Genomic DNA, 26,731 nt, shown 5'->3' with positions numbered 1-26,731 from the left:
TGTCGCAGTGATAGCGCAATATATCGAATCCTATGTTCGAAATTATTGAACAACACATGAAAAGCGCCGATGTGGTACTCTATACCCATCATCTAAAAGAGATTTAACCCGGCAGAGCACTGCCTTTTAACGCTATGACAGAACAACAAAAATTAACCTTCAACATGTTGCAGCAACAGCTGGACTCACTGATGCTGCGTGACAGACAGCGTTTTGCCCGCCGTCTGCACGGTGTGAAGAAGGTTAAAAATCCTGATGCACAACAGGCCATTTACCAGGAGATGGCGAAAGAGATTGAACAGGCAGCCGGTAAAGTTGTGCTGCGTGAAGCGGCGCGTCCGGAAATCAGCTATCCGGAAAACCTGCCCGTAAGCCAGAAAAAACAGGATATTCTGGAGGCAATTCGCGATCATCAGGTGGTGATTGTCGCCGGTGAGACCGGATCGGGGAAAACCACCCAGTTACCCAAAATCTGTATGGAACTGGGGCGCGGGGTAAAAGGGCTGATAGGCCATACCCAGCCGCGTCGTCTGGCGGCGCGCACCGTGGCGAACCGTATTGCGGAAGAGCTGCAGACCGAGCCTGGCGGCTGTATTGGTTATAAAGTTCGTTTCAGCGATCATGTCAGTGATAACACTATGGTCAAGCTGATGACGGACGGTATCCTGCTGGCGGAAATCCAACAGGATCGGCTGCTAATGCAGTACGACACCATCATCATCGATGAAGCGCATGAACGCAGTCTGAATATCGATTTTCTGCTCGGCTATCTGAAAGAACTTCTACCGCGTCGCCCGGATCTAAAAATTATCATCACGTCGGCGACCATCGATCCTGAACGTTTTTCAAAGCATTTCAATAACGCGCCGATTATCGAAGTCTCCGGCCGAACGTATCCGGTGGAAGTGCGCTATCGCCCGATTGTTGAAGATGCAGATGACACTGAGCGTGACCAACTGCAGGCAATTTTTGATGCCGTAGATGAACTGGGACGTGAAGGGCCAGGCGATATTCTGATCTTCATGAGCGGCGAACGTGAAATCCGTGATACCGCCGATGCCCTGAATAAGCTGGATTTACGCCACACCGAAGTGCTGCCGCTGTATGCGCGCCTTTCAAACAGCGAACAGAACCGCGTGTTCCAGTCGCACAGTGGTCGCCGTATCGTGCTGGCGACCAATGTGGCGGAAACGTCGCTGACCGTTCCGGGAATCAAATACGTAATTGATCCGGGCACCGCGCGTATCAGTCGCTACAGTTACCGTACCAAAGTTCAGCGCTTGCCGATTGAACCAGTGTCGCAGGCCTCTGCCAACCAGCGTAAAGGCCGTTGCGGTCGTGTTTCGGAAGGGATCTGTATTCGTCTTTATTCCGAAGACGATTTCCTGTCGCGTCCGGAGTTTACCGACCCGGAGATCCTGCGTACCAACCTGGCATCCGTTATTTTGCAGATGACCGCGTTGGGGCTTGGCGATATCGCGGCGTTCCCGTTTGTTGAAGCGCCGGATAAGCGCAATATTCAGGACGGTGTACGCCTGCTCGAAGAGCTGGGGGCGATAACCACCGACGAACAGGCAACCGCTTACAAGTTAACGCCGTTGGGCCGTCAGCTGTCGCAACTGCCGGTGGACCCGCGCCTGGCACGCATGGTGCTGGAAGCGCAAAAACATGGCTGTGTGCGTGAGGCGATGATCATTACCTCGGCGCTGTCCATTCAGGATCCGCGCGAGCGTCCGATGGACAAGCAGCAGGCTTCCGACGAGAAACATCGCCGTTTCCACGACAAAGAGTCTGATTTTCTTGCATTTGTGAATCTGTGGAACTACCTCGGCGAGCAGCAAAAAGCACTGTCGTCAAACCAGTTTCGTCGCCAGTGCAAAGTCGATTTCCTGAACTACCTGCGCGTGCGCGAGTGGCAGGATATCTACACGCAACTGCGCCAGGTGGTGAAAGAGTTGGGTATTCCGGTTAACAGTGAACCTGCTGAATATCGGGAGATCCACGTCGCGTTGCTGACCGGTTTACTGTCGCACATCGGGATGAAAGATACCGATAAACAGGAGTTTACCGGGGCGCGTAACGCTCGCTTCTCGATCTTTCCGGGGTCGGGTTTATTCAAAAAACCGCCGAAGTGGACGATGGTGGCAGAGCTGGTAGAAACCAGCCGCCTGTGGGGACGTATTGCCGCGCGTATCGATCCTGAATGGGTGGAACCGGTAGCCCAGCATCTGATCAAACGTTCATACAGTGAACCGCACTGGGAACGTGCGCAGGGTGCTGTGATGGCGACAGAAAAAGTCACCGTCTACGGCTTACCGATTGTTGCGGCCCGTAAGGTGAATTACAGCCAGATTGATCCGGCGCTGTGCCGTGAGCTGTTTATCCGCCACGCGCTGGTGGAGGGCGACTGGCAGACTCGTCACGCCTTCTTCCGCGACAACCTGAAACTGCGCAATGAAATCGAAGAGCTGGAGCATAAATCGCGCCGCCGCGACATTCTCGTCGATGACGAAACGATGTTTGAGTTCTACGACCAACGTATCAGCCATGACGTAGTTTCTGCTCGTCACTTTGATAGCTGGTGGAAAAAGGTCAGCCGTGAAACACCGGATCTGCTCAACTTTGAAAAGAGCATGCTCATCAAAGAGGGCGCAGAGAAAATCAGTAAGCTGGATTATCCGAACTTCTGGCATCAGGGTAACCTTAAGCTGCGCCTGAGCTACCAGTTCGAACCCGGAGCCGATGCGGACGGTGTGACCGTACATATTCCACTCCCGCTGCTCAATCAGATCGACGAGAGCGGTTTTGAATGGCAAATCCCGGGACTGCGCCGCGAACTGGTGATAGCCCTGATTAAGTCGTTGCCAAAACCGGTACGCCGTAACTTTGTGCCCGCGCCGAACTATGCAGAAGCGTTTTTAGGCCGCGTCACGCCGCTGGAACTGCCGCTGCTGGACGCGCTGGAGCGTGAACTGCGCCGCATGACCGGCGTTACCGTTGATCGCGATGACTGGCACTGGGATCAGGTGCCCGATCACCTAAAAATCACCTTCCGGGTGGTGGATGATAAGAACAAGAAGCTGCAGGAAGGGCGTTCGCTACAGGATTTGAAAGATGCGCTGAAGGGCAAAGTTCAGGAAACATTGTCTGCGGTGGCCGATGACGGTATCGAACAGAGTGGATTGCACATCTGGAGCTTCGGTCAGCTTCCGGAAAGTTACGAACAAAAACGCGGTAACTATAAGGTGAAAGCGTGGCCGGCGCTGGTCGATGAGCGTGACAGCGTTGCCATCAAACTATTTGATAATCCGCTGGAACAACAGCAGGCGATGTGGTGCGGTTTACGCCGCCTGTTGCTGCTGAATATTCCTTCGCCAATCAAATATTTGCACGAGAAGCTGCCCAATAAAGCCAAGCTGGGGCTGTACTTTAACCCATACGGTAAAGTTCTGGATTTGATTGACGACTGTATCTCCTGCGGTGTGGATCAGTTAATTGACGCCAACGGTGGTCCGGTGTGGACCGAAGAAGGCTTCGCGGCGTTGCATGAAAAAGTGCGGGCTGAACTGAACGATACGGTGGTGGAGATTGCGAAGCAGGTCGAACAGATCCTGACCGCAGTGTTTAATATCAACAAACGTCTGAAAGGGCGCGTGGATATGACCATGGCGCTGGGTCTTGCGGATATCAAATCGCAAATGGGCGGCCTGGTGTATCGCGGGTTTGTTACCGGCAATGGTTTCAAACGTCTGGGCGATACGTTGCGTTATTTGCAGGCTATTGAAAAACGTCTGGAAAAACTGGCTATCGACCCGCACCGTGACCGTGCACAGATGCTGAAAGTGGACAGTGTGCAGCAGGCCTGGCAGCAGTGGTTCAATAAACTGCCTCCCGCGCGCCGTCAAGATGCCGATGTCAAAGAGATCCGCTGGATGATAGAAGAGCTGCGCGTCAGCTATTTTGCCCAGCAGCTTGGTACACCGTATCCGATCTCCGATAAACGTATTCTGCAGGCGATGGAGCAGATTTCGGGATAAATCGGTGCAGGGCCGTAGGCCGGATGAAGCGTAGTCGCCATCCGGCATCTGTACCCGGTAAAGATAAACACCAGGAGTCATCAATATGAGTCAGTTTCCGACACTTTCCGCAACCACTCTTGCGGCTATCAATACCGTAGGGCGATGGCTGGCGCAGAATGATTTTACGGGGAATATCTCCGTTCAGTCAGATTGCGTGATTCTGGCAGGGAACGCGGTTATTCCGACCATCGACGCTGCTTGTCGGATCGCGAAAGAGCAACAGGTTCCCTTGCTGATTAGCGGTGGTATCGGTCATTCCACGCGCTTTCTGTATGATGCGATTGCCCGGCATCCGCGTTATAACATCATTCGTACTACCGGGCGCGCGGAAGCGGCGATCCTTGCCGATATTGCTCACCAGTTCTGGCAAATTCCAGGTGAGAAAATTTGGGTGGAAGATCAGTCGACAAACTGCGGTGAAAATGCCCGATTTAGCTGTGCGTTACTGAATCAGGCGGCAGAAAGCATTCATACCGTCATTGTGGTGCAGGATCCCACTATGCAACGCCGCACAATGGCCACGTTTCAGCGCGTAACCCGCGATGAGCCGCATGCGCCGCGCTGGCTGAGTTTCCCTGGTTTCATTCCTGAACTGGCCCAACAGCACAACGGCGTGGATTTTGTGCCAGCAGCAGAAGGTTTATGGTCGGTAGACCGCTATCTTTCTCTCATTACCGGTGAACTTCCGCGCCTGCGGGATGATGCTGCCGGGTATGGGCCCTGTGGACACGATTTTATCGTACATGTTGATATTCCCCAGGACGTTGAGCAAGCCTGGCAGCAGCTAAAAAATGATACCGCGCTGACCGACTTACTGGAGAGCCGTTCTCTGTAATTTTTGCTGCCCGTTTGTCGGCGTTTTATGGCAAACGGGCAGAAAGCCCACCTGTTTTTTCTCTTCATCATCACTTTTCCAGATGCTTTTATGAAGCAGTTCACAGAACCGCCACTCCAGCGATAATGCGTCATGCATGATTGATATTAATTAACAATAGTTTTACTTGTTAAAAACAAATCAATCACAGGAGAGCCGCATGTCAGTACCCGTACAACATCCTATGTATATCGATGGGCAGTTTGTGACCTGGCACGATGACGCCTGGATTGATGTCGTCAATCCGGCCACGGAAGAGATTATCTCGCGTATTCCCGATGGGCGTGCCGAAGATGCGCGTAAAGCGATCGATGCTGCGGATCGCGCTCAGCCGCAATGGGAAGCGTTGCCTGCCATTGAACGGGCAAACTGGTTACGCAAAATTTCTGCAGGTATCCGCCAGCGAGCCGATGAAATCAGCGCGTTGATTGTGGCGGAAGGTGGAAAAATTCAACAACTGGCTGACGTTGAAGTCGCGTTTACCGCCGACTATATCGATTACATGGCGGAGTGGGCGCGTCGCTATGAAGGCGAGATCCTGCAAAGCGATCGCCCGGGTGAGAATATCCTGCTGTTTAAGCGTGCACTGGGCGTGACGACGGGCATTCTACCGTGGAACTTCCCGTTTTTCCTGATTGCCCGCAAACTGGCTCCCGCCTTGCTGACGGGGAATACCATCGTCATTAAGCCGAGTGAATTCACACCGAATAACGCCATCGCCTTTGCCAAAATTGTTGATGACATTGGTTTACCGCGCGGAGTCTTTAACCTGGTGCTGGGACGCGGTGAAACGGTCGGTCAGGAGCTGGCCGGAAACCCGAAGGTCGCCATGGTGAGCATGACCGGTAGCGTCGGCGCAGGTGAGAAAATTATGGCCGCAGCGGCCAAAAACATCACCAAAGTTTGTCTGGAGTTGGGTGGTAAAGCTCCAGCTATCGTGATGGACGATGCTGACCTTGAGCTGGCAGTGAAGGCCATTGTTGACTCACGGGTGATTAATACCGGACAGGTATGCAACTGTGCTGAGCGCGTATACGTTCAGAAAGGTATCTATGACCAGTTCGTTAATCGTCTGGGTGAGGCGATGAAAGCAGTGCAGTTTGGCAATCCGGCCGAACGCAATGACATTGCGATGGGGCCACTGATTAATGCCGCTGCGCTGGAGCGTGTAGAGCAAAAAGTCGAGCGAGCGGTGCAGGAAGGCGCCCGTGTGGTGCTGGGCGGTAAGGCTGTTGTCGGCAAAGGTTATTACTATCCACCGACGTTACTGTTAGACGTGCGTCAGGAAATGGCGATTATGCACGAGGAGACGTTTGGCCCGGTGCTGCCGGTGGTGGCGTTTGATACGCTGGAACAGGCGCTGACGATGGCCAACGACAGCGACTACGGATTGACCTCATCGATCTATACGCTGAATCTGAATACGGCAATGAAAGCGATTAAGGGGCTGAAGTTTGGCGAAACCTATATTAATCGCGAAAACTTCGAGGCGATGCAGGGCTTCCACGCTGGCTGGCGCAAGTCCGGGATTGGCGGGGCAGATGGTAAACACGGTCTGAATGAATACCTGCAAACACAGGTAGTGTATTTGCAGTCTTAAGTTTTTCGCCGGGTGAGCCTGTACGCCACCCGGCGCAATTCTCACACTTTGGTGGCGATCCAGTTCATCATCATTTCCGGCCAGATGGCCAGCGGTAACCCTTGCGCATCGCGAATACCAAATCCGTGCTTACCGCGTTCAAACAGATGCATTTCGACCGGAACTCCCTGCTCACGTAGCGCATTAAAGAAGACCAGGCTGTTTTCCACTTTCACCGCCGGATCGTCAATGGCGTGTAGCAGGAACGTCGGCGGCGTTGTGCTATCCACGCGTTCTTCCAGAGAATAGTGGCGCAGATCTTCCTTTTCGGGCTTAGCGCCAACCAGCTCAAGACGGGATCCCGGGTGACCGATGTCTTCGCGCAGAGTAATCACCGGGTAGACCAACGCCATGAACGCAGGACGCGTTGGTTGCTCGTCTATGCTATCAATCGGTGTATAAACCGGTTCGGCAAACCGGGTTCCCAGACTGGCGGCCACGTGACCACCGGAAGAGAAGCCCAACACACCGATACGATCAGGGTTAATTTTCCATTCATGGGCGTTGGCACGAATGTAGCGCATGGCGCGCTGGGCATCGGCCAGCGGCGCGTTTGCACCTTCCTCATGGCCATCACCCGGCATGCGGTAGGTCATCACAAACAGGGTATAACCGCGGGCGTTAAAGAATGGTGCCAGTACGCTGCCTTCTTTATCCATCACCACGCGACGGTAAGAACCTCCCGGTGTAACAAGGATCCCTACGCCGTTAGGTTTTTCGGGGGCATAAACGGTAATTTCCGGGGCGCGAATACCGGTGACAGCACGATCATACTGAGATGTTCCTGTATGTCGGGGTTCTGGCGTAAAGATCGCATCGCTGTTTTTTGCTCCGGGGGCTTCACCCTGCGGCCAGAATGAGACGGTGGCGGCCTTAGCAACGGCTTGCTCCATCATGTTTTCTAACGTTTCACGACTCAGTGCTTCCATTACTATGCTCCCTCAGTGGCAAAGGTTAGCTATAGCACAGTCAGTGAATCGAAAACGGGGAGAGACTCACAACGTATTGAATTCGCGGGAAATGAAAGAGGGCGGAGGCGGGCCTCCGCCAGAACATTAGAGCTTGATAAATTTATCCAGCGTACGAATAAGTTGGGTGACAAAACCGTATTCGTTATCGTACCAGGCGACGGTTTTTACCAGCTGTAGATCGCCCACTTCGGTAATTTCGGTTTGTGTCGCATCAAATACCGAACCGAAATGCGAGCCAATGACATCTGATGAGACAATCTCCTCATCGGTATAACCAAATGACTCATTATTTTGCGTGGCTTTTTTCAGCGCGTTGTTGACCTCTTCAGCAGTGACTTTTTTCCCCAATATCGAAACCAGTTCCGTAACGGATCCGGTTTTCACCGGAACACGCTGGGCGTGGCCTTTTAATTTTCCGCTCAACGCCGGAATGACCAGACCAATGGCTTTGGCGGCTCCGGTGGTATGGGGAATGATATTTTCTGCCGCAGCCCGTGAGGCGCGCAGATCTTTCCCGCGTGGACCATCAACCAGCGACTGCGTTCCTGTGTAGGCGTGGATGGTGGTCATAGTGCCAAGCTGAATACCGAAGCTGTCGTGCAGCGCTTTCGCCATCGGTGCCAGGCAGTTGGTGGTGCACGACGCGACCGAGATAATCCGATCGTTCGCATCCATTGTGTCGTCGTTGACGTTAAAGACGATGGTTTTCATATCGCCAGCCGGGGCGGATATTAGTACTTTTTTGGCCCCTGCATCCAGGTGCGCGTTGGCTTTTTCTGTCGAGGTATAAAAACCGGTGCATTCGATGATTATCTCAGCGCCAGTGGTTTTCCATGGGATATTTTTGGCCTCTTTTTCTGCGTAAACCGCGATTTTTTTACCGTCGACAATCAGCGCGTCTTCGGTAAAGTCGATGCTCCAGGGAAACGGGCCGTAGTTTGAATCGTGCTTTAACAGATAGGCGAGGATTTTAGGTGAGGTGAGGTCATTAATGGCCACAACCTCCACGTTGCTTTTGACTTCCAGTAGTCGACGCAATACCAGACGACCGATACGACCAAAACCGTTAATGCCAATTTTACTCATGGTTTTCTCCTGTCAGGATGAGGCGGTACGACATATTTTCCCTACCAGGCTTAGTCCAGACAGGCATCCTCGGCAATAGCGGTTCTTGCGGTTAAGCGTAAGCGACTGAAAATGGGTGAACAAAAGTTAATGAATTTTTAACAAAAGCCCGTTATGTTGACGCATTATTGTTTTTATTCAGGAAGTGTTATGGGGAATAAGTATTCTGGCCTGCAAATCGGTATTCACTGGCTGGTCTTTTTGTTGGTTATCGTGGCGTACAGCGCCATGGAGTTTCGCGGATTTTTCCCGCGCAGCTATCGTCCCTTATTCAACATGGTGCACGTATCCTGTGGTATCACGATATTAACGCTGATGGTGGCGCGTCTGCTGGTCAGGCTGAAATATCCGGCACCGCCGATTGTGCCAAAACCAAAGCCAATGATGACCGGCATGGCGCATCTGGGGCATCTGGTTATCTATCTGTTGTTTATTGTGCTGCCTATTATTGGGCTGGTGATGATGTACAACCGGGGTAATCCGTGGATTGCATTCGGCATCGTTATGCCGCATGCGGCGGAGGCTAACTTTGATTTAGTGGATATGCTGAAGTCCTGGCACGTGACGCTGGCAAACCTGGGCTATTTTGTTATTGCCCTGCATGCCGTTGCGGCCCTGATGCATCACTATTTCTGGAAGGATAATACGCTGTTGCGCATGATGCCGCGTAAACGCTCCTGATATAACGCCCCGCAATGTGGGGCATTTTTTTAGCCGATTAATTTTCGCAAGGTGGTGCTTTTCGTACGCTTTGAACCTGGGAGACGCGTTTTTTCAGGCTGACAATAGCTAGCGCAACAACAATCAGCACAATACCGCAGCCTTCAACAACACCAGGCTCTTCACCCAGCAACCACCAGGAAAACAGAACGCCACAGACAGGTACCGCCAGCGTACTTAAGCTGGCAATACTGGCTGGTAAGTTACGCAACACAAACAGCCATAAACTCCATGCCAGCGCCGTCGCCAGCACGGCGCTATAAGCTAATGCCCAGAAAACGACAGGTTGCCAGTCTGGAGCTCGCTGTGGAACCAGCCAGGCCACCAGGCTCATCACCAGCGCGGCATACAGCATCTGCCATGCGGTCAACCCTAACAGATCGATATTCGGATGGCGGGTATACATTCGCTTGGCGACAATCGCGCTGGCCCCCCAACTGATCCCAGAAAGGATCGCCAGTAGCGCGCTTTGCATTGAGGCAAAGTTCAGTTGCCATGGCTGTAAAACCAGCAATAATCCCGCAGCTGCCACGGCAATGGCGAAATACTGTAAACGCCGAATGCGTTCACCGAGGAAAATGGCGGCCATAATCACCACCCAGAATGGCATGGTATAACTCAGTATGGCTACTTTACCTGCGCCGCCGCTGACTAGCGCCCATTGTGATAATCCAACCATGCCGCATGTTTGTAGTAAGGCGATCGCTAACGTATAGCCGAAAGGTGTCGGGCGCATTCCTCGGCCACGCAGTAACAGAACGATGAATAACAATAATGCGCCAAAAGAACAGCGTAGTGCGGTGAAGTCGAACGCGCCGATGTAGTGCGTGACCTGTTTCATCGCGATCCAGCTGTAGCTCCAGATGAGCGTTAAGGTGATGAGGCCGCCAATGGCCAGCGGATGACTTTTCCCTGCGGTGGTCATAATGTGTCCGTTTTAATGATTTTAGTACGCCACTATACGCGCTTTCAGGGCGCCGTAGTCGTTATCATTCCGGCTGAGTACATGTCGCGAAAATTTGTACTTTCTTCTGTGGAATAAAACCGAAAATTATTTTTCCAGATAGCATAAACGCTTACCGGCAAGATGATTAAACAACGCTCAGTTCATCACTCCCGTCACTTGATCACTGTCTTCATTAAAACTACTGTATATAAATACAGTTATATGAGAGGCAGATTATTATGTTGTTTTTCCAGCCAGTAGAACACAGCGAAATCAAACACTTCCCGCTATTTAGCGATCTCGTACCCTGCGGTTTTCCTTCTCCTGCGCAGGATTACGTTGAGAAACGTATCGATCTCAACGACCTGTTGGTGCAGCATCCCAGCGCAACCTATTTTGTTAAATCGTCTGGCGACTCCATGATGGGGGCAGGGATTGGTGCTGGCGACTTGCTGGTAGTCGACAGTGCCAGAAAAGCGGCCCACGGAGATATTGTGATTGCTGCTATTGAAGGCGAATTCACCGTTAAGCGCCTGCAATTGCATCCGGTGGTGATGCTGAAGCCAGAGAACAGCGCCTACGCGCCGATCATGATCGGCAGCGAGGACACGCTGGATATATTTGGCGTGGTGACATTTATCATCAAAGCCGCGGGCTGATTATGTTTGCGCTGGTGGATGTTAATTCGTTTTATGCCAGTTGTGAATCGGCATTCCGACCGGACCTGAAAGGTAAACCCGTTGTTGTTCTTTCAAATAACGATGGCTGTGTCATTGCCAGCAGCGCGGAAGCGAAGGCGCTTGGCGTCAATATGGGCGCGCCATACTTCAAACAGAAAGATCTGTTCAGGCGCAGCGGCGTGTTCTGCTTTAGTTCGAACTACGAGCTGTATGCGGATATGAGCAGCAGGGTGATGTCGATTCTGGAGGAGCTGTCTCCACGCGTGGAAATATACAGTATCGATGAAGCCTTTTGTGATTTAACCGGCGTGCGAAACTGCAGGGATCTTACGGATTTTGGTCGGGAAATCAGAGAAACCATTTTACAGAAAACACATCTTAAGGTTGGGGTCGGTATCGCCCAGACCAAAACCCTGGCCAAGCTGGCGAACCATGCGGCCAAAAAGTGGCAGGAACAGACTGGCGGGGTGGTGGATCTCTCGAATATTGAGCGCCAGCGTAAGCTGATGGCTGCGCTTCCGGTTGATGAAGTCTGGGGTATCGGACGCCGTATCAGTAAAAAAATGGATGCTATGGGCATTAAAACGGTCTGCGACCTGGCGGATACCGATATTCGCTTTATCCGCAAACATTTCAATGTGGTGCTTGAGCGCACTGTGCGGGAGTTGCGCGGTGAACCTTGCCTGGCGCTGGAGGAGTTTGCGCCAGTTAAGCAGGAGATCATTTGTTCAAGATCGTTTGGTGAAAAACTTACGGATTACAATGCGATGAGAGAGGCTATTTGTACCTATGCTGCACGTGCTGCGGAAAAGCTACGCAGAGAGCACCAGTTCTGCCGGTTTATCTCTACGTTTATCAAAACCAGCCCATTTTCCCTGAATGAGCCGTATTATGGTAACAGCGCATCGATAAAACTGCTGACACCAACCCAGGATAGTCGGGAAATTATAAGGGCGGCCACACGTAGCCTGGACGCAATATGGCGAGAGGGACAACGTTATCAAAAAGCAGGGGTCATGCTGGGCGATTTTTTTAGCTCAGGCGTTGCACAGTTGAATCTTTTTGATGACAACGTTCCACGGCATAACAGCGATAAGTTGATGGCCGTTCTGGATACGCTCAATGCTGAAAAAGGTAAAGGAACGCTCTATTTTGCCGGACAAGGTATACAACAACCGTGGGCGATGAAGCGAGATATGCTCTCACCGCGTTATACAACGAGATACAGCGATTTACTGCGGGTTGGGTAGGGTGGTTATCGTAAATAAGTCTTTGGAGCGATTCTAAAACTGTCCAGAAATAAATAAAAAAACGATTATCAGCCGCCATTAAAAATTTTATTGTAGCGCCGACTAACAGATAACTAACTGACAAACGGCAAGTCTATAATAGGAAATTTATGAAAAAGACGCTTATTACACTCATTATTGCAAATGCGCTGACCGCGACTACGGCATTTGCCGCAGCGGATGCGGGAACCTGGTATGCAGGTGGGAAATTTGGTTGGTCGCATTACTTTGATACCAGCGCAAGCCAGCAAACGGGGGCTAATGGTAATAAATATGGTGATGTTGGTTTTGATAACGATAACGTCGGTGGTGGTGTATTTACAGGCTATCAGATTACTCCATGGCTGGCAGTTGAAGGCGGTTATGACTATTTAGGCAATATGCAATTCAACGGTAAAAATGGCGCATCTGGTTCTCAAATGAAAAGTCAGGGCCTGCAATTATCTTTGAAGGCAAGTTATGGTCTGACAGATAATTGGGATCTCTACGGCCGTGCAGGGGCAATGGGATATCGCGCGGAGTCAGATATTAAAGGCAATAACCGCTTTGATACCGGTGTGCGTCCGGTTGTGGCTGTCGGTACGGAATATGCCTTTAACAAGAACTGGGCTGGTCGCGTGGAATACCAATGGGTGAGCAACGTGGGTAATGAAAACCAGATTGGCGTATCGAGTGATGTTAGTTCCGTTACCGCTGGGTTGTCATATCGCTTTGGCCAGCATGACGACGCGGAGGTTACGCCTGCTCCGGCAGTTGCCGCCACTTCTGCGCCTGAACCTCAGCGTTTTAACTTAAAATCTGATGTGATGTTTGGTTATGATTCAGCAGCACTAACCCCAGAAGGGAAAGCGGCGATTGCGCAGCTATACCGAAATCCCGGTCTGCAACCGGCCAAAGACAAAGCGACCGTTGTTATTGGCTATAGCGATCGCACCGGAGCCGCAGATTATAACCAGCAACTGTCAGCCCAGCGCGCTCAGGCTGTTGCCGATGAATTAGTCGCGTTAGGCATGCCGGCTGCAAATATTACTGCACAAGGACATGGTTCGAGTGATTCTGTCACAGGATCCAGTTGTGATGGGCAGACCGGACAGCAGCTGATTAATTGCCTTGCTCCAGATCGCCATGTCGTTGTTGAGATCACTGATAAGCACTAAATCGGTGTACAAAAGCCCTCCACATTATCGAATGGGGGAGGGCTTTTTTATTCGCACAGTGAACTATCATTAACTGTGACAAATTAAAGATGTTAGAGCGCAATTATGTTCATAGAATCCTTAGTTTCGAGAGCTAAAGGTAGATTATGGCGTTATTTTCTGCCACGGTTTACTCTGAAAAATCATGTGGATGATCAAGTATATAATTACTATGGTGTTTATTTTTCGGATGTAAAACAAGAAAAATATCAGCTTGTGAGTCTAAGAGGCAAAAATGTTGTGCTTGAAAAATGGCATGCTGAGCAGCACGCCTATATGGAGAAAATAAACCTTCCACTCAATGATATTGAAAAAATGAATGTTGAGATTATTCATTGGAGAAAGCAAGGTCCGTTAAGGTTTGATTCGATTTTTCTTTTTGCAATAAATTATTTTACACGTATTGCTTATGTAAAAAATGCTCTGACGAGAGCAAAAAGCAATCTCTTTTCTTCATTCGCCAGTAACAAGGCGTTGAGTGGACTTGATCGTATAATGTTGCTACAGATGCTGGTGAACGAATATGTACATCAATCGCCAGAGAAAACTCACACTGGAGTAACATGTGATGAGGTTGTTGATCTATTGTACGGGACGCTTTGGTATAAACATATCAAGAATGAAGATTTCAGGAGGAAGGTCTTTCTGCTGCTCCAGTCACTTGTAATTACAGAGGATGTCAGATTTAGTGATGAAAAATATTATATACAAGGCAAGGCTATTTCAACAATTGTTTCATGGGAATCTGAAGATAAACGGGAAAAGCAGCAGATCAGGATCCAGAAAAATATTAGTCGTTTGATGCTTGTGATTACCGCGTCCACATTGATGATCACCCTAGCAATACTGGCTCAGGCAGGTCTTATTAATCTACATAATCTTTGGGTGCATCTGACACAGTTAAAACCAATCAGGGTGTTGTTCAAACTAATATAATAAAAATCAATGCGTTAACATAATCAGTAATCATATATTTTACAGCCAAATAACAAATCTGATAGTATACCCCCCTATAGTATCTGGAGGGCGTATGCCGCATTCACCTGAAGACAAGAAACGCATTCTCACCCGTGTACGCCGTATTCGCGGTCAGGTTGATGCGCTTGAGCGCGCACTGGAGTCCGGCGAACCGTGTCTGGCTATCCTGCAGCAAATTGCCGCCGTGCGCGGTGCATCCAATGGCCTGATGGGCGAAATGGTTGAGATCCATCTGAAAGACGAGCTGGTCAGCGGGGAAACTACGCCAGATCAGCGTGCTGTGCGCATGGCTGAAATCGGCCATCTTCTGCGTGCTTATCTAAAATAACACCATCACCTCGCAATAATGGGAAGAGACAAATGAAATCACGTGCAGCAGTTGCATTCGGCCCCGGCCAACCGTTAAAAATTGTCGAAATCGACGTCGCACCGCCAAAGAAAGGTGAAGTGCTGGTTAAAATTACCCATACCGGCGTGTGCCACACCGACGCCTTTACGCTCTCTGGCGACGATCCGGAAGGCGTATTCCCGGCGGTACTTGGCCATGAAGGTGGTGGCATTGTGGTTGAAGTAGGCGAAGGCGTTACCAGTCTGAAACCGGGCGATCATGTGATCCCGCTGTACACCGCAGAGTGCGGCGAGTGTAAGTTCTGTAAATCGGGTAAAACCAACTTGTGCCAGGCCGTACGTGCGACCCAGGGCAAAGGTCTGATGCCGGATGGCACAACGCGCTTCTCGTATAACGGTGAGCCGATTTATCACTATATGGGCACCAGCACCTTCAGCGAATACACCGTTTGCGCGGAGATCTCTCTGGCGAGGGTTAACCCGCAGGCCCCGCTGGACAAAGTGTGTCTGCTGGGTTGTGGCGTGACCACCGGTATTGGAGCAGTCCATAACACCGCAAAAGTGAAAGAAGGCGACACCGTAGCCGTATTCGGTCTGGGCGGTATTGGCCTGGCGGTAATTCAGGGCGCGGTGCAGGCGAAAGCCGGGCGTATTCTGGCCGTTGATACCAATCCGGAAAAATTTAAGCTGGCAGGTGAGATGGGCGCGACCGATTTCATCAACCCGAAGGATTACGACAAACCGATTCAGGATGTGATCGTCGAGCTTACTGACGGCGGTGTGGATTTTAGCTTTGAATGTATCGGTAATGTTAACGTGATGCGCGCAGCGCTGGAATGTTGCCATAAAGGATGGGGCGAAAGCATCATCATTGGCGTGGCGGGAGCAGGACAAGAGATCAAAACGCGTCCGTTCCAACTGGTTACCGGGCGTGTCTGGCGCGGCTCCGCATTTGGCGGCGTGAAAGGGCGCACTCAGCTTCCTGGCATGGTTGAAGATGCGATGAGTGGGAAAATTCAGTTGGATCCGTTTATCACCCACCGTTTACCGCTGGAGCAGATTAACGAAGCGTTCGATTTAATGCATCAGGGTAAGTCCATCCGTACCGTTATCCACTTTGGCGATAACTGATTCATTGGCCAGCGGATTTAACCGCTGGCACTTTCCTGAATTTTTTAGAATTATGTTGTGAAAGTGTGACGAATCCGGCGCTTTTCACGGTAAGTAAACTTCCCGGATTGCCGATGACTATCTAACGGGCGTGTTTTCACGCATAAACCCTACAAGAGAGTCGACGGTCATGGACAACACTACATCGATGCAAGCCCAGCATAAACTGGGCTTTCTGCATCAAATCCGGCTGGTTCCGCTGTTTTCCTCCATTCTCGGTGGCATTCTCCTGCTGTTCGCCCTAAGTTCTGGGCTGGCAAGCTATTTTCTTATGCAGGCCGATCGCGATCAGCGCGACGTGACCGATGAGATTCAGGTCAGGATGGGGTTATCTAACAGCTCTAACCACTTACGCACCGCACGTATCAATATGATCCACGCCGGCGCGGCGAGCCGTATCGCCGAAATGGATGACATGAAGGCCAATATTGCCGAGGCCGAAAAACGGATCAAGCAGTCGCAGGACGGTTTTAACGCGTATATGTCGCGTGCGGTAAAATCGTCTGCTGATGAAGCGCTAGATGCTGAACTGAGCGCCAGCTTCAAAGCCTATACCGACGGCTTACAGCCCATGCTGAAGTACGCTAAAAACGGCATGTTTGAAGCGATCATCAACCATGAAAATGAACAGGCCCGACCGCTGGACTCTGCTTACAATAAGGTATTGTTAAAAGCGATCGACATTCGTACCGCAAGGGCGAACCAGTTAAGCGAACAGGCGCATCAGCGTACACAACTCGGCATGGCTTTTATGCTGGGTGCATTCGTTCTTGCGCTGGCGCTGACCGTAATGACGTTCATTGTTCTGCGCCGCACGGTCATTCATCCTCTGTTACGCGCGGCCAAGCGTATTGAGCAAATTTCCGCGGGCGATCTGACGATGCAAGATGAACCGACCGGGCGTAGCGAAATTGGTCGCCTGAGCCGTCACCTACAGGCAATGCAACGATCGTTGGGGAAAACGGTGGGCACGGTACGTCAGGGCGCGGAAGAAATCTACCGCGGTACCAGTGAGATTTCGGCGGGTAATACCGATCTGTCTTCACGTACTGAACAACAGGCTGCGGCGATTGAACAAACGGCAGCCAGCATGGAAGAGCTGACCGCCACGGTGAAGCAAAACGCCGACAACGCGCATCACGCAAGCAAGCTGGCGGAAGATGCGTCCGGCAAGGCCAGTCGGGGCGGTCAGATGGTTTCTGGCGTGGTGAAAACCATGGGCAATATCTCAACGAGCTCGAAGAAAATCTCCGAAATCACAGCCGTGATTAATAGCATTGCTTTCCAGACCAATATCCTGGCGCTGAACGCGGCGGTTGAGGCGGCGCGGGCAGGAGAGCAGGGGCGTGGATTTGCAGTGGTGGCCAGTGAGGTCCGTACGCTGGCAAGCCGCAGCGCTCAGGCGGCAAAAGAGATTGAAGGATTGATCAGCGAATCGGTCCGACTGATTGATCAGGGCTCCGGAGAAGTCGTCGCGGCGGGCAATACGATGACGGATATTGTCGATGCGGTAAAACGCGTCACCGACATTATGTTAGAAATTGCGGCGGCTTCTGATGAGCAGAGCCGGGGCATCGTACAGGTGAGCCAGGCGATATCAGAAATGGATAAGGTTACGCAGCAAAATGCCTCGCTGGTTGAAGAAGCATCGGCTGCGGCGGCATCTCTCGAAGAGCAGGCGGCGCGCTTAACGGAAGCCGTAGGTACATTTCGCTTAACGGGAACGAGTGCAATTAAACGCCCTCCCGTAACCACTACGCCTGACCAATCGCGTCCGCAGACGGCAACGGCCAGTGGCGATAACTGGGAAACGTTTTAACAATAAATTAAGGGACCTGATGGTCCCTTAATATTTGGCATCAAAACGGTACGGTTTTGCGTATTGCGGCGATAAGGATCTGCGCGGCCTGAGAGAGTTGCACATCGACACGGGTAAGAATACCGATGGGTTCACCCGCACCGTGGGTAGGTATCGGCAACGACACCAGCGTCGCCTGGCGTAAATCTTCTCTAACCGCGCCTGAAGGGACAAACCACACATAGTCGTAATCAACCGTCAGCTGGCGGGAAAGCGATGCTGACAGTGTTTCAATGCAGCCTGGCGGCATTTTACAACCCTGACTTTGCAACAATGCTTCTGCGTGCTGGCGAGGTGCAGTTCCTTTTGGCGAAACCACCACCGGCCACTCCATTACCCGACTTAACGTGATGGTTTCCTGCAACAGCGGATGGTTAGGGCGCACGACCAGTTTAAGTGATTCCAGAAACAACAATTCATAATTCAGACCGACCATCAATTCTGGATCGGCCATGCGACCAATGCCAAGGTCGATTTCCCCGGATTTTAAACCTGCCAGAATCATCGGATTGCTCATGGTGGCGACCTGTAGCGTGGTCTCCATTTGCTGCTTGTGGAAAGGACCAATTACCGCAGGCAGAATGCCCAGTGCCGCGGTGGGTAAGGCCCCGATCCGTACTACATCAGTCTGCGACTCTTCGCGCTGATTTAACGCTTGTCCGGCGGTGTTGAGCGCATCCAGCACTCTTACCGCGTGGGTAAGAAACTGTTCTCCGGGCAGCGTTAACTGCGCGCCAAGGCGGCCACGCTCAAAGAGCCGGGTCCCGGTCAGTTGCTCCAGTTCATTTAGCGTTTTGGAGAGAGCCGGTTGGCTCAGGTTAAGGGTCTCAGCCGCGCGCCCCAACGTTCCCTGCTGTGCAACGGCGACAAAAGTATGAAGGTGGCGCAAGCGAATGCGCTGATTGAACAGAACATTTTTTTCCATAAGCGATGTTAAAAACAGAGTCGTATCGGTGACAAGTAAAGTTGTTTGTTTTTGATAACCTGATAGCAAAATATTATTAACATTTATCATGTTTTACTTACAACTGATTTATTTTGCTTATGTTTTGTACAGCATTGCTGGGGAGTGGGATCATGGAAGGGAGTGTGCCCAGTCGTTATACTTTGGTGATTGTTTACTTTTGAACGATTTCTCTTCACAAGGCACTGATGAATGATACATGTAATAGGGCACCTTAATCCCGATAGTGATGCCATCTGCACCGCCGCAATGACGGCGCGTTGGCTTAGTTTACGTGGCCAGCAGGCGACGGCATGGCGTTTGGGCGAGCCTAACCGCGAAACGCAGTTTATCTTTGAGCATGCGGGGCTGACGATGCCTGAACGGTTGGCGTTTGAACTGACCGATCGTGATGTCTGGCTGGTCGATTTCACCGAGCCTACCCAGGGGCCGGAATCGTTGACCGAAAGTAACGTGGTGGGAATTATCGATCATCACCGACTCGGTGGGTTAGTCACCCGTCTGCCACCGGAAGTGTGGGTGAAGCCCGTCGGCAGTAGCGCAACCCTGCTGTGGCAACTGATGACGGAGGATGAACGCAACCAGTTATCTTCCTCTGAGGCTGTTATACTGCTCGGTGCTGTATTGAGTGACACTGTCACGCTACGTTCACCAACGACCACCTCTGACGATCGTCAGGCGGTTGATGCGCTGGCCCAAAAAACCGGAGTGGATCTTGACGCTTTCAGCCGCGACCTGCTGTCAGCCAAAACAAGCGTGGAAGGGATGAGCGCCCGCGAACTTCTGCAGAAAGACATTAAAACCTTCACCATCCATGGACATTCAGTCTGTGTAGCGCAGCTTGAACTGTATGCGCTGCAACAGGTGGATGCGGTGCTGGACGATCTCCGTCAGGAAATGGCGAGCTATGCAGAAGAAAAGAATGCTGCGTTAGTCGTGCTGATGCTCACTGACATCAATCTTGGTGACACCAGCCTGTGGTTTGCTGGATCAGAACTTTCAGACATCCCGCAGCCTTGCAAGGTAGAAGGTATGCTTAGCCGTAAAAAACAGATGCTGCCCTGGCTGGAAAGTCATTTGAAACCACGCCAGTAGGTACTGTTCATCTTTTGTATGGGTGGGAAGTTTACGCGGGGTCACACTTTGTAAATTCTTCCCACCGGAGTCAGCGGCGTTTTCTACACTCCAGGTAATATTCACTGGAGGCATGACATTATGGCGAACACCATCACGGCAGATGAGATTCGGGAACAATTTTCGCAGGCAATGTCAGCAATGTACCAGCAGGAAGTCCCGCAGTACGGCACGTTGCTGGAACTTGTCGCTGATGTGAATCTGGCGGTACTGGAAAATAATCCGACGCTGCATGAAAAACTGGCGAATGCGGATGAACTGGCCCGGCTAAACGTTGAGCGTCATGGCGCCATTCGAGTGGGTACCGCGCAGGAGCTTTCTACGCTGCGCCGGATGTTTGCCGTTATGGGCATGTATCCGGTGAGTTATTACGATCTCTCCCAGGCGGGCGTCCCAGTACATTCCACAGCCTTCCGTCCCATCGACGATGCCTCGCTATCGCGCAACCCGTTTCGGGTATTCACCTCGTTATTACGGCTCGAACTAATCGAAAACGCCGCGCTGCGGCAAAAAGCCGCTGAGATCCTCGCGAAACGCGATATTTTCACCCGCCGTTGCCACGAGCTGCTGGATGAATTTGATGCGCAGGGCAGTTTTACAACTGAACAGGCGCAAGAGTTTGTGCATGAAGCGCTGGAAACATTCCGCTGGCATCAGCACGCCACGGTCGATGAAGAGACCTATCACGCATTACATAACGAACATCGGCTGATTGCTGATGTAGTGTGCTTCCCCGGTTGTCATATCAACCATCTGACACCGCGAACGCTGGATATTGACCGGGTGCAGTCGATGATGCCGGAATGCGGCATTGAGCCCAAAATACTGATTGAAGGGCCGCCGCGCCGCGAGGTGCCCATTTTATTGCGTCAGACCAGTTTCAAAGCGCTGGAAGAACCGGTGTTGTTTGCCGGTGAAATGCGCGGCACTCACACGGCGCGTTTTGGTGAAATCGAACAGCGCGGCGTGGCCCTGACGCCGAAAGGCAGAGCGTTGTACGACGAATTGCTGAATAAAGCGGGAACGGGGAAAGACAATCTGACGCACCAGCTACATCTTCAGGAGGTGTTCAAAGCCTTCCCGGACAGCGAATTCCTGCTGCGCCAGCAGGGGCTAGCCTGGTTCCGCTATCGTCTGACGCCATCGGGTGAAGCGCATCGGCAGGCGATTCGCCCGGATGACGATCCGCAGCCGCTTATTGAACGGGGCTGGCTGGTTGCGCAACCCATCACCTACGAAGATTTTTTACCGGTGAGCGCCGCAGGAATTTTCCAGTCCAATTTGGGTAATGAAACACAAGCTCGCAGCCACGGAAATTCCAGCCGCGACGCGTTTGAACAGGCGCTGGGTTGCGCGGTTTATGATGAGTTTGCGCTATATCAGGAGGCTCAAGAGCGAAGTAAACATCGGTGTGGTTTACTTTAATGGAATTTACATGGGATTCGGCCTGTTCCCATCGACATAAAATATTTTCGATTTTGTACAGATAATCGGCGACCAACAATTGGATTATTAATGAATTTTGTCTAGAGTGAGCGGTCAGAAATGTGCACTCTCTTGCCGCTGATTTTGACCGGCGCGGGACCATTTACACGACCAGAAGGACTCACTTTCAGGCATGAATCGCAGACGATTTATTAAAGGTTCAATGGCAATGGCCGCCGTGTGCGGAACCAGTGGTATTGCATCACTCTTTTCCCGCGCCGCCTTTGCGGCAGAGTCTGACATTGCAGACGGAAAAACCGTACGTTTTGATTTTTCCGTTCTGCAATCGATGGCCCATGACTTAGCACAGAAGCCCTGGGGCGGCGCACCGCGCGCGTTACCGGAAACGCTGGCGAAACTGACGCCGCAGGCCTACAACAGCATTCAATATGACGCAGAGCAGTCTCTGTGGAACAATGTTGAAAATCGTCAGCTTGATGCGCAGTTCTTCCACGTGGGAATGGGCTTCCGTCGTCGTGTACGCATGTTCTCGGTTGATGGTAGTACGCATATGGCGCGTGAAATTCACTTCCGTCCGGAACTGTTTAAATACAACGACGCGGGTGTGGATACCAAACAATTGGAAGGGCAGACTGACCTCGGATTCGCTGGATTCCGCGTGTTTAAAGCGCCAGAACTGGCCCGCCGCGATGTCGTTTCTTTCCTGGGCGCCAGCTATTTCCGCGCCGTGGATGACACCTATCAGTACGGTTTATCGGCCCGTGGTCTGGCGGTAGATACCTACACCGACAGTAAAGAAGAGTTTCCTGATTTCACCTCTTTCTGGTTCGAAACGGTTAAACCGGGCGCAACCTCTTTTACCGTGTATGCGCTTCTCGACAGCCCAAGCGTAACCGGCGCATTCAAGTTCGTGATCCACTGCGAGAAAACGCAGGTGATTATGGATGTACAAAACCACATCTATGCGCGCAAAGACATCAAGCAGCTCGGCATTGCGCCGATGACCAGCATGTTCAGCTGCGGCAACAATGAGCGTCGGATGTGCGACACTATTCACCCGCAAATCCATGACTCCGATCGCCTGGCGATGTGGCGGGGCAATGGCGAGTGGATCTGCCGTCCGCTGAATAACCCGCAAAAGCTGCAGTTCAACGCCTATACCGATAACAACCCGAAAGGGTTTGGCTTGCTGCAACTCGATCGCGACTTCTCCCATTATCAGGACATCATGGGCTGGTATAACAAGCGCCCAAGTCTGTGGGTCGAACCGCGCAACCAGTGGGGCAAGGGGACCATCGGTCTGATGGAGATCCCGACGACCGGCGAAACGCTGGATAACGTTGTCTGCTTCTGGCAGCCGGACAAGAAGATCAAAGCCGGCGATGAGCTGGAATTCAAATATCGCCTGTACTGGAGCGCTCAACCGCCGGTGCGTTCACCGCTGGCTCGCGTGATGGCGACCCGGACAGGCATGGGCGGCTTCCCGGAAGGATGGGCACCGGGCGAGCATTACCCGGAAAAATGGGCGCGTCGTTTTGCCGTTGACTTCGTTGGTGGTGATCTAAAAGCGGCTGCGCCGAAAGGCATTGAACCGGTGATTACGCTCTCCAGCGGTGAAGCGAAACAGATTGAGATCCTCTACGTGGAGCCTATCGACGGTTATCGCATTCAGTTTGACTGGTATCCGACTTCTGACTCAACCGATCCGGTAGATATGCGTATGTTCCTGCGTTGTCAGGGTGACGCCATCAGCGAAACCTGGCTGTATCAGTACTTCCCGCCAGCGCCGGATAAACGTCAGTACGTTGACGACCGCGAGATGCGTTAATCACGCCCTTTACGGCTCTCCTGATGGGGAGCCGTATCTGCATTCATCCTCGTAACGACTCTGTACACTATTTACTCGATCCTGTTCGCATTTTTCTGTATAGCAAATGGGTACTCTGTGGGTGTGTATTTCTTATACACGTTCTTGTCCACTAACAGGGAGAAAGTATGTTTCCAGAATACAGAGACCTTATTTCCCGACTGAAATCCGAGAACCCTCGCTTTCTGTCCTTATTCGAAAAACACAACAGCCTTGATCATGAGATCTCCAGACTGGAAGGTTCGGATGGTCGGGGGTATAGTTTGGACATTGTTCGTCTTAAGAAACAGAAACTCCACCTGAAGGAAGATCTGCTCAAAATATTGCAAAAAGAGAGTGTCAGTGAGAGCTAAGTAGAACGGCGCTTGCTGTGTAAAAGGGCTTCCTGCGAGAAACGGAAGCCCTTCCTGTTTTAGGTGTTAATCGACCATCACGCGTTTGTTCGTCGCCCCCCAGAGGATCGACATTTCAGTGAACAACGCGCCGCTAATTTCTTCGACTTCTTCTGCACTAACCTGCGCATTTCCCTGTTTACCGAACAGCACCACTTCATCACCGGATGCAACCTGCGGCAAATCGGTTACATCGACGATCACGGTATTCATGGATGTTTTACCCAGTACCGGAACCCGCTGGCCGCGGATCAGCACGTGTCCCGCGTTACTGAACACACGGCGATAACCATCGGCATAACCTGTCGGGATATTGGCCAGAACGGAATCACGTTTAAGGGTATAGGTTCTGTCATACCCGACGGTGTTTCCTTTGGGGTAATGGTTTACCGACGCGATGGCGGATTTAAACGTCATGACGCGTTTGTATTCGGTGCTGGCGATGGTATCGCCATAGAAAATACCGCCAACACGCACCATGTTGAGCCAGGATTCTGGAACGGTCAGGGTAGCGAACGTATTCGCGACATGCAGGGTGACATCTTCGCGCTTAAGCCCGGTAATTTTCAATACCTGGGCTGATTGCGTATTGAAACGGGCCAGATCGCGTTTTACCACTGCCGCATCTTCTTCCGGGAAATGCGACATGATGCCGACAATTTTCAGGCCGGGTAATGCGGAAATAGCGCGTGCTTCTTCCAGACCTGCGGCGGTACTGACTTCCAGACCGTTACGCGACATACCGCCAGAGTTCAGCGCCAGATGGATACGAATAGTTTTACCTTTCTCCTGAGCGATTGCACTTAGACGCTTAGCCATATCCAGATTACCGATAAGCTCTTCGGTATCGAAATCCGCCGCCTGGCGCATTTCTTTCTCCGTCGCGTTACGCACGCGCATGAGCTGCGATGTATAGCCTGACTGGCGAACGGTACTGATTTCCTCGTTACTGGCGATGCCAATACATTGCACGCCGTTTTGCATCATCACCGGCGTTACCAGTGAGAGATCGTGGCCGTTCGCGTCGCCTTTAAGAATGGCGCACATCCGGGTTTTATCTCCCAGCAGTTGCTGAACTTTATGGATGTTATATTCCAGCGCGCTGCGGGAAATTTCCAGCGTGGTATTATCCACAACCTGTTGCTTATTGACCGCAAAGGGAACGGGGCCTGCTTGCGTGGTGGAAACAGGTTGGTGACAGGCGGTAATCAGTAAAAGCGGAATAAGTGCTAAACGACCCAAAGGTGCTGCCATGCTTGCTCCTTAGCAATAGAATGAAAGTGTTATTGTCATCATTACGGTCTATCCATGAGGGGATACCCGGATCACCAGAGTAACGGGTTCCACGCCAGAGATTCTTTCTAAGTGATTGCTGTTACAGCATAAAAATAAGACATCCTCGGTGCTAAACAGAGTAATATCGGCTACTGCCAGTCAGAAATGCCCCGTTTACGATCGCAAAGGAGATAAACATGTCAGAAATAATTATCGTTAGTGACGCGCTGGAACTGCGGGCGGTAGAAGAACAACACGTCACCCCTCTGCATCAGTTGGTGCTTAAAAATAAAACCTGGCTCCAACAGTCACTGAACTGGCCGCAGTTTGTCGAATCTGAGGACGACACGCGCAAAAACGTGCAGGGGAATATGATGTTGCACCAGCGCGGCTACGCCAAAATGTTCCTTATTTTCGAACAAGGGGAGGTGGCTGGCGTTATCTCGTTTAACCAGATAGAGCCGCTGAACAAAGCCGCTTATATTGGTTACTGGCTGGACGAAGAGCACCAGGGCAAAGGCATTCTGTCTCAGGCGCTACAGGCAATGATTCGTCATTATGCACAGCGCCAGGAGATTCGCCGTTTCGTGATTAAATGTCGTGTAGATAACGTCAGGAGCAACCAGGTTGCACTGCGCAATGGCTTCCGACTGGAAGGATGTATGCAACAGGCGGAATTCCTTAATGGCGATTACCATGACGTGAATCTCTACGCCCGCATCATTGATGGTTCTTCAGAATAAACCGGCGATAGGGGTGCGCGTGATACGTTGTTCGCCGTTGATCACTTTTGGCCCGCGCAGATGGATCGCATCGCCATCAAAGGCTTCAACTTGGGCCTGATCGGTTATCTCAATATGATGCTCGATCAGCACTTCACCCAGAATACAGGCGTGGCCTTCAATCAGGATGTGCCCATCCAGCAGAATTGGGCCACCGCGTAATTTTGCATGCCCCCCGACCAGCACATGGTGTTTCAGGACACAGTTACCTTCAACCTCCGCGTGTTCCGCCACCTGCGAGCTGTAGCGCAGGGTAGGAATGGCGTCTTCATCAGTTCCGGCGATGACACGCGCATGGCCATAGACTTTAGCGCAATCGCAGATCCAGACATTATTCTCTTCATTGCCTTCTACCTGTGCAAAATCAAAAACTTCAGCCCGATGTTCTATAAAGGCATAGTTGATCATAGCATCACCATAGATCTGCACCTGATGCACCACGCGTGAATTGCTGACGGTCGCCCGATCGTAAATTTGCAGGAGCTGGTCGCTTTCACGCGTTAACCCTCTGGCAGCGATGATTTCAGAGTCACACACAACGCACGCATCACCGTAGAGAAGGCACTCACCGCGAACAATAGAATCCCGAACTGTGACGTTGTCACGTATTTGTGCGTTATGGCTGATTTCTGCTCGGTCAATCCATACGGCATCACCAATCTGCGCGCCATCTCTGACCACGCTTGCCTGTGTGATACGGGCGTTTCCGGATATCGTCGCGCCGGAAAACGCGAGCGCATTCTCATCGTAAATCCAGCAATCGCCACTTTGTGATAGCACGCTTTCATCATCAATCCAGCCGCCGGGCGTACCGGCTTTAACATCATTAAAATCAATAAGAGCAATTATCTGGCGTAGTAATACGCTCTTTTTATTGCCATTATCCTGGTAACTAAAGGCGCGAGGTTCATCGCCCAGACGATATTTGGTCATAGCTCATTTCCATGTTGCGCACCTTAGTTAAACGTAGCAAAGTTTTCCGCACTGGCTAAATTCGT

22 protein-coding genes are annotated in these 26,731 nt (G+C 51.5%); 16 read left to right on the top strand and 6 right to left on the bottom strand.

Annotation, left to right across the window (positions count from 1 at the left end; genetic code table 11):
• Window positions 1–134 precede the first annotated feature (134 nt).
• From hrpA to aldA, 3 genes are all read left to right on the top strand, one after another.
• On the top strand, window positions 135–4,037 hold the full coding sequence (gene hrpA, locus OGY18_RS08595; RefSeq protein ID WP_286552636.1) for an ATP-dependent RNA helicase HrpA: 3,903 nt from the start codon (window positions 135–137) through the stop codon (window positions 4,035–4,037).
• A gap of 85 nt (window positions 4,038–4,122) precedes the next feature.
• Entirely contained in the window at window positions 4,123–4,914 is a 792-nt protein-coding gene (locus OGY18_RS08590; RefSeq protein ID WP_148361929.1) for a YdcF family protein, read from the top strand.
• 199 nt (window positions 4,915–5,113) lie between these two features.
• A complete protein-coding gene (gene aldA / locus OGY18_RS08585) occupies window positions 5,114–6,553 on the top strand; it encodes an aldehyde dehydrogenase (RefSeq protein WP_286552633.1) in 1,440 nt (479 codons plus the stop codon).
• A 41-nt stretch (window positions 6,554–6,594) separates the two neighbouring features.
• Here the strand turns inward: aldA and OGY18_RS08580 are convergent, their stop codons facing one another.
• Together OGY18_RS08580 and gap are read right to left on the bottom strand one after the other, a co-directional pair.
• Window positions 6,595–7,521, bottom strand: a complete 927-nt coding sequence (locus OGY18_RS08580; RefSeq protein ID WP_286552631.1) for an alpha/beta hydrolase — start codon at window positions 7,519–7,521, stop codon at window positions 6,595–6,597.
• A gap of 126 nt (window positions 7,522–7,647) precedes the next feature.
• On the bottom strand, window positions 7,648–8,649 hold the full coding sequence (gene gap / locus OGY18_RS08575) for a type I glyceraldehyde-3-phosphate dehydrogenase (protein ID WP_008784871.1): 1,002 nt from the start codon (window positions 8,647–8,649) through the stop codon (window positions 7,648–7,650).
• Between the two features lie 189 nt (window positions 8,650–8,838).
• Here gap and cybB point away from each other — a divergent pair, with 189 nt between their 5' ends.
• Window positions 8,839–9,369 (top strand): cytochrome b561, encoded by a 531-nt coding sequence (cybB, locus tag OGY18_RS08570; protein ID WP_003833183.1) that lies wholly within the window; start codon window positions 8,839–8,841, stop codon window positions 9,367–9,369.
• Window positions 9,370–9,406: 37 nt separating this feature from the next.
• Here the strand turns inward: cybB and OGY18_RS08565 are convergent, their stop codons facing one another.
• Window positions 9,407–10,333: a DMT family transporter gene (locus tag OGY18_RS08565; RefSeq protein ID WP_286552630.1), complete on the bottom strand. Its 927-nt coding sequence runs from the start codon at window positions 10,331–10,333 to the stop codon at window positions 9,407–9,409.
• A 260-nt stretch (window positions 10,334–10,593) separates the two neighbouring features.
• Here OGY18_RS08565 and OGY18_RS08560 point away from each other — a divergent pair, with 260 nt between their 5' ends.
• The 7 genes from OGY18_RS08560 to OGY18_RS08530 all read left to right on the top strand — a co-directional run bounded on the left by OGY18_RS08560 (window position 10,594) and on the right by OGY18_RS08530 (window position 17,834).
• Window positions 10,594–11,013: a translesion error-prone DNA polymerase V autoproteolytic subunit gene (locus OGY18_RS08560; RefSeq protein WP_149280989.1), complete on the top strand. Its 420-nt coding sequence runs from the start codon at window positions 10,594–10,596 to the stop codon at window positions 11,011–11,013.
• A 2-nt stretch (window positions 11,014–11,015) separates the two neighbouring features.
• Window positions 11,016–12,284 (top strand): Y-family DNA polymerase, encoded by a 1,269-nt coding sequence (locus OGY18_RS08555; protein WP_286552627.1) that lies wholly within the window; start codon window positions 11,016–11,018, stop codon window positions 12,282–12,284.
• A gap of 149 nt (window positions 12,285–12,433) precedes the next feature.
• Window positions 12,434–13,480 carry a porin OmpA gene (gene ompA / locus OGY18_RS08550; protein WP_286552624.1) on the top strand — a complete coding sequence of 349 codons (1,047 nt, stop codon included), beginning with the start codon at window positions 12,434–12,436 and terminating at the stop codon, window positions 13,478–13,480.
• A gap of 186 nt (window positions 13,481–13,666) precedes the next feature.
• Window positions 13,667–14,455 (top strand): hypothetical protein, encoded by a 789-nt coding sequence (locus OGY18_RS08545; RefSeq protein WP_148361933.1) that lies wholly within the window; start codon window positions 13,667–13,669, stop codon window positions 14,453–14,455.
• A gap of 94 nt (window positions 14,456–14,549) precedes the next feature.
• The gene (locus OGY18_RS08540; protein WP_003833178.1) at window positions 14,550–14,825 is read left to right on the top strand and encodes a metal/formaldehyde-sensitive transcriptional repressor; all 276 of its coding nucleotides are present in this window, start codon (window positions 14,550–14,552) and stop codon (window positions 14,823–14,825) included.
• Window positions 14,826–14,857: 32 nt separating this feature from the next.
• Window positions 14,858–15,976, top strand: a complete 1,119-nt coding sequence (locus tag OGY18_RS08535; RefSeq protein WP_126317976.1) for an S-(hydroxymethyl)glutathione dehydrogenase/class III alcohol dehydrogenase — start codon at window positions 14,858–14,860, stop codon at window positions 15,974–15,976.
• Window positions 15,977–16,145: 169 nt separating this feature from the next.
• Entirely contained in the window at window positions 16,146–17,834 is a 1,689-nt protein-coding gene (locus OGY18_RS08530) for a methyl-accepting chemotaxis protein (protein WP_286552621.1), read from the top strand.
• Between the two features lie 40 nt (window positions 17,835–17,874).
• On the opposite strand, the gene pcaQ is transcribed toward OGY18_RS08530, so the two are convergent.
• Entirely contained in the window at window positions 17,875–18,798 is a 924-nt protein-coding gene (gene pcaQ / locus OGY18_RS08525; protein ID WP_003020288.1) for a pca operon transcription factor PcaQ, read from the bottom strand.
• Window positions 18,799–19,029: 231 nt separating this feature from the next.
• Here pcaQ and OGY18_RS08520 point away from each other — a divergent pair, with 231 nt between their 5' ends.
• From OGY18_RS08520 to OGY18_RS08505, 4 genes are all read left to right on the top strand, one after another.
• The gene (locus OGY18_RS08520; protein ID WP_003833173.1) at window positions 19,030–19,932 is read left to right on the top strand and encodes a manganese-dependent inorganic pyrophosphatase; all 903 of its coding nucleotides are present in this window, start codon (window positions 19,030–19,032) and stop codon (window positions 19,930–19,932) included.
• Window positions 19,933–20,052: 120 nt separating this feature from the next.
• Window positions 20,053–21,396, top strand: coding sequence for a 2-oxoadipate dioxygenase/decarboxylase HglS (gene hglS, locus OGY18_RS08515; RefSeq protein ID WP_286552620.1), 1,344 nt, complete (start codon window positions 20,053–20,055; stop codon window positions 21,394–21,396).
• A 193-nt stretch (window positions 21,397–21,589) separates the two neighbouring features.
• A complete protein-coding gene (locus OGY18_RS08510) occupies window positions 21,590–23,245 on the top strand; it encodes a glucan biosynthesis protein D (protein ID WP_103015377.1) in 1,656 nt (551 codons plus the stop codon).
• Between the two features lie 167 nt (window positions 23,246–23,412).
• A complete protein-coding gene (locus OGY18_RS08505) occupies window positions 23,413–23,637 on the top strand; it encodes an HP1242/YdcH family protein (RefSeq protein ID WP_003833168.1) in 225 nt (74 codons plus the stop codon).
• 66 nt (window positions 23,638–23,703) lie between these two features.
• On the opposite strand, the gene alr is transcribed toward OGY18_RS08505, so the two are convergent.
• Window positions 23,704–24,930: an alanine racemase gene (gene alr, locus OGY18_RS08500; RefSeq protein WP_286552618.1), complete on the bottom strand. Its 1,227-nt coding sequence runs from the start codon at window positions 24,928–24,930 to the stop codon at window positions 23,704–23,706.
• Between the two features lie 218 nt (window positions 24,931–25,148).
• Between alr and rimL the strand changes: the two genes are divergently transcribed.
• Entirely contained in the window at window positions 25,149–25,694 is a 546-nt protein-coding gene (gene rimL / locus OGY18_RS08495; protein WP_148361937.1) for a 50S ribosomal protein L7/L12-serine acetyltransferase, read from the top strand.
• Here the strand turns inward: rimL and ydcK are convergent.
• Window positions 25,686–26,666, bottom strand: a complete 981-nt coding sequence (ydcK, locus tag OGY18_RS08490) for a YdcK family protein (RefSeq protein ID WP_286552616.1) — start codon at window positions 26,664–26,666, stop codon at window positions 25,686–25,688. The genes rimL and ydcK overlap by 9 nt on opposite strands.
• Window positions 26,667–26,731 lie beyond the last annotated feature (65 nt).

This window comes from Citrobacter sp. Cpo142 (genome assembly GCF_030332425.1).
Classification (GTDB): Bacteria; Pseudomonadota; Gammaproteobacteria; order Enterobacterales; family Enterobacteriaceae; genus Citrobacter; species Citrobacter portucalensis.
The sequence above is the reverse complement of the archived record's forward strand: the minus strand, read 5'-3'. Positions and strand labels throughout refer to the sequence as shown.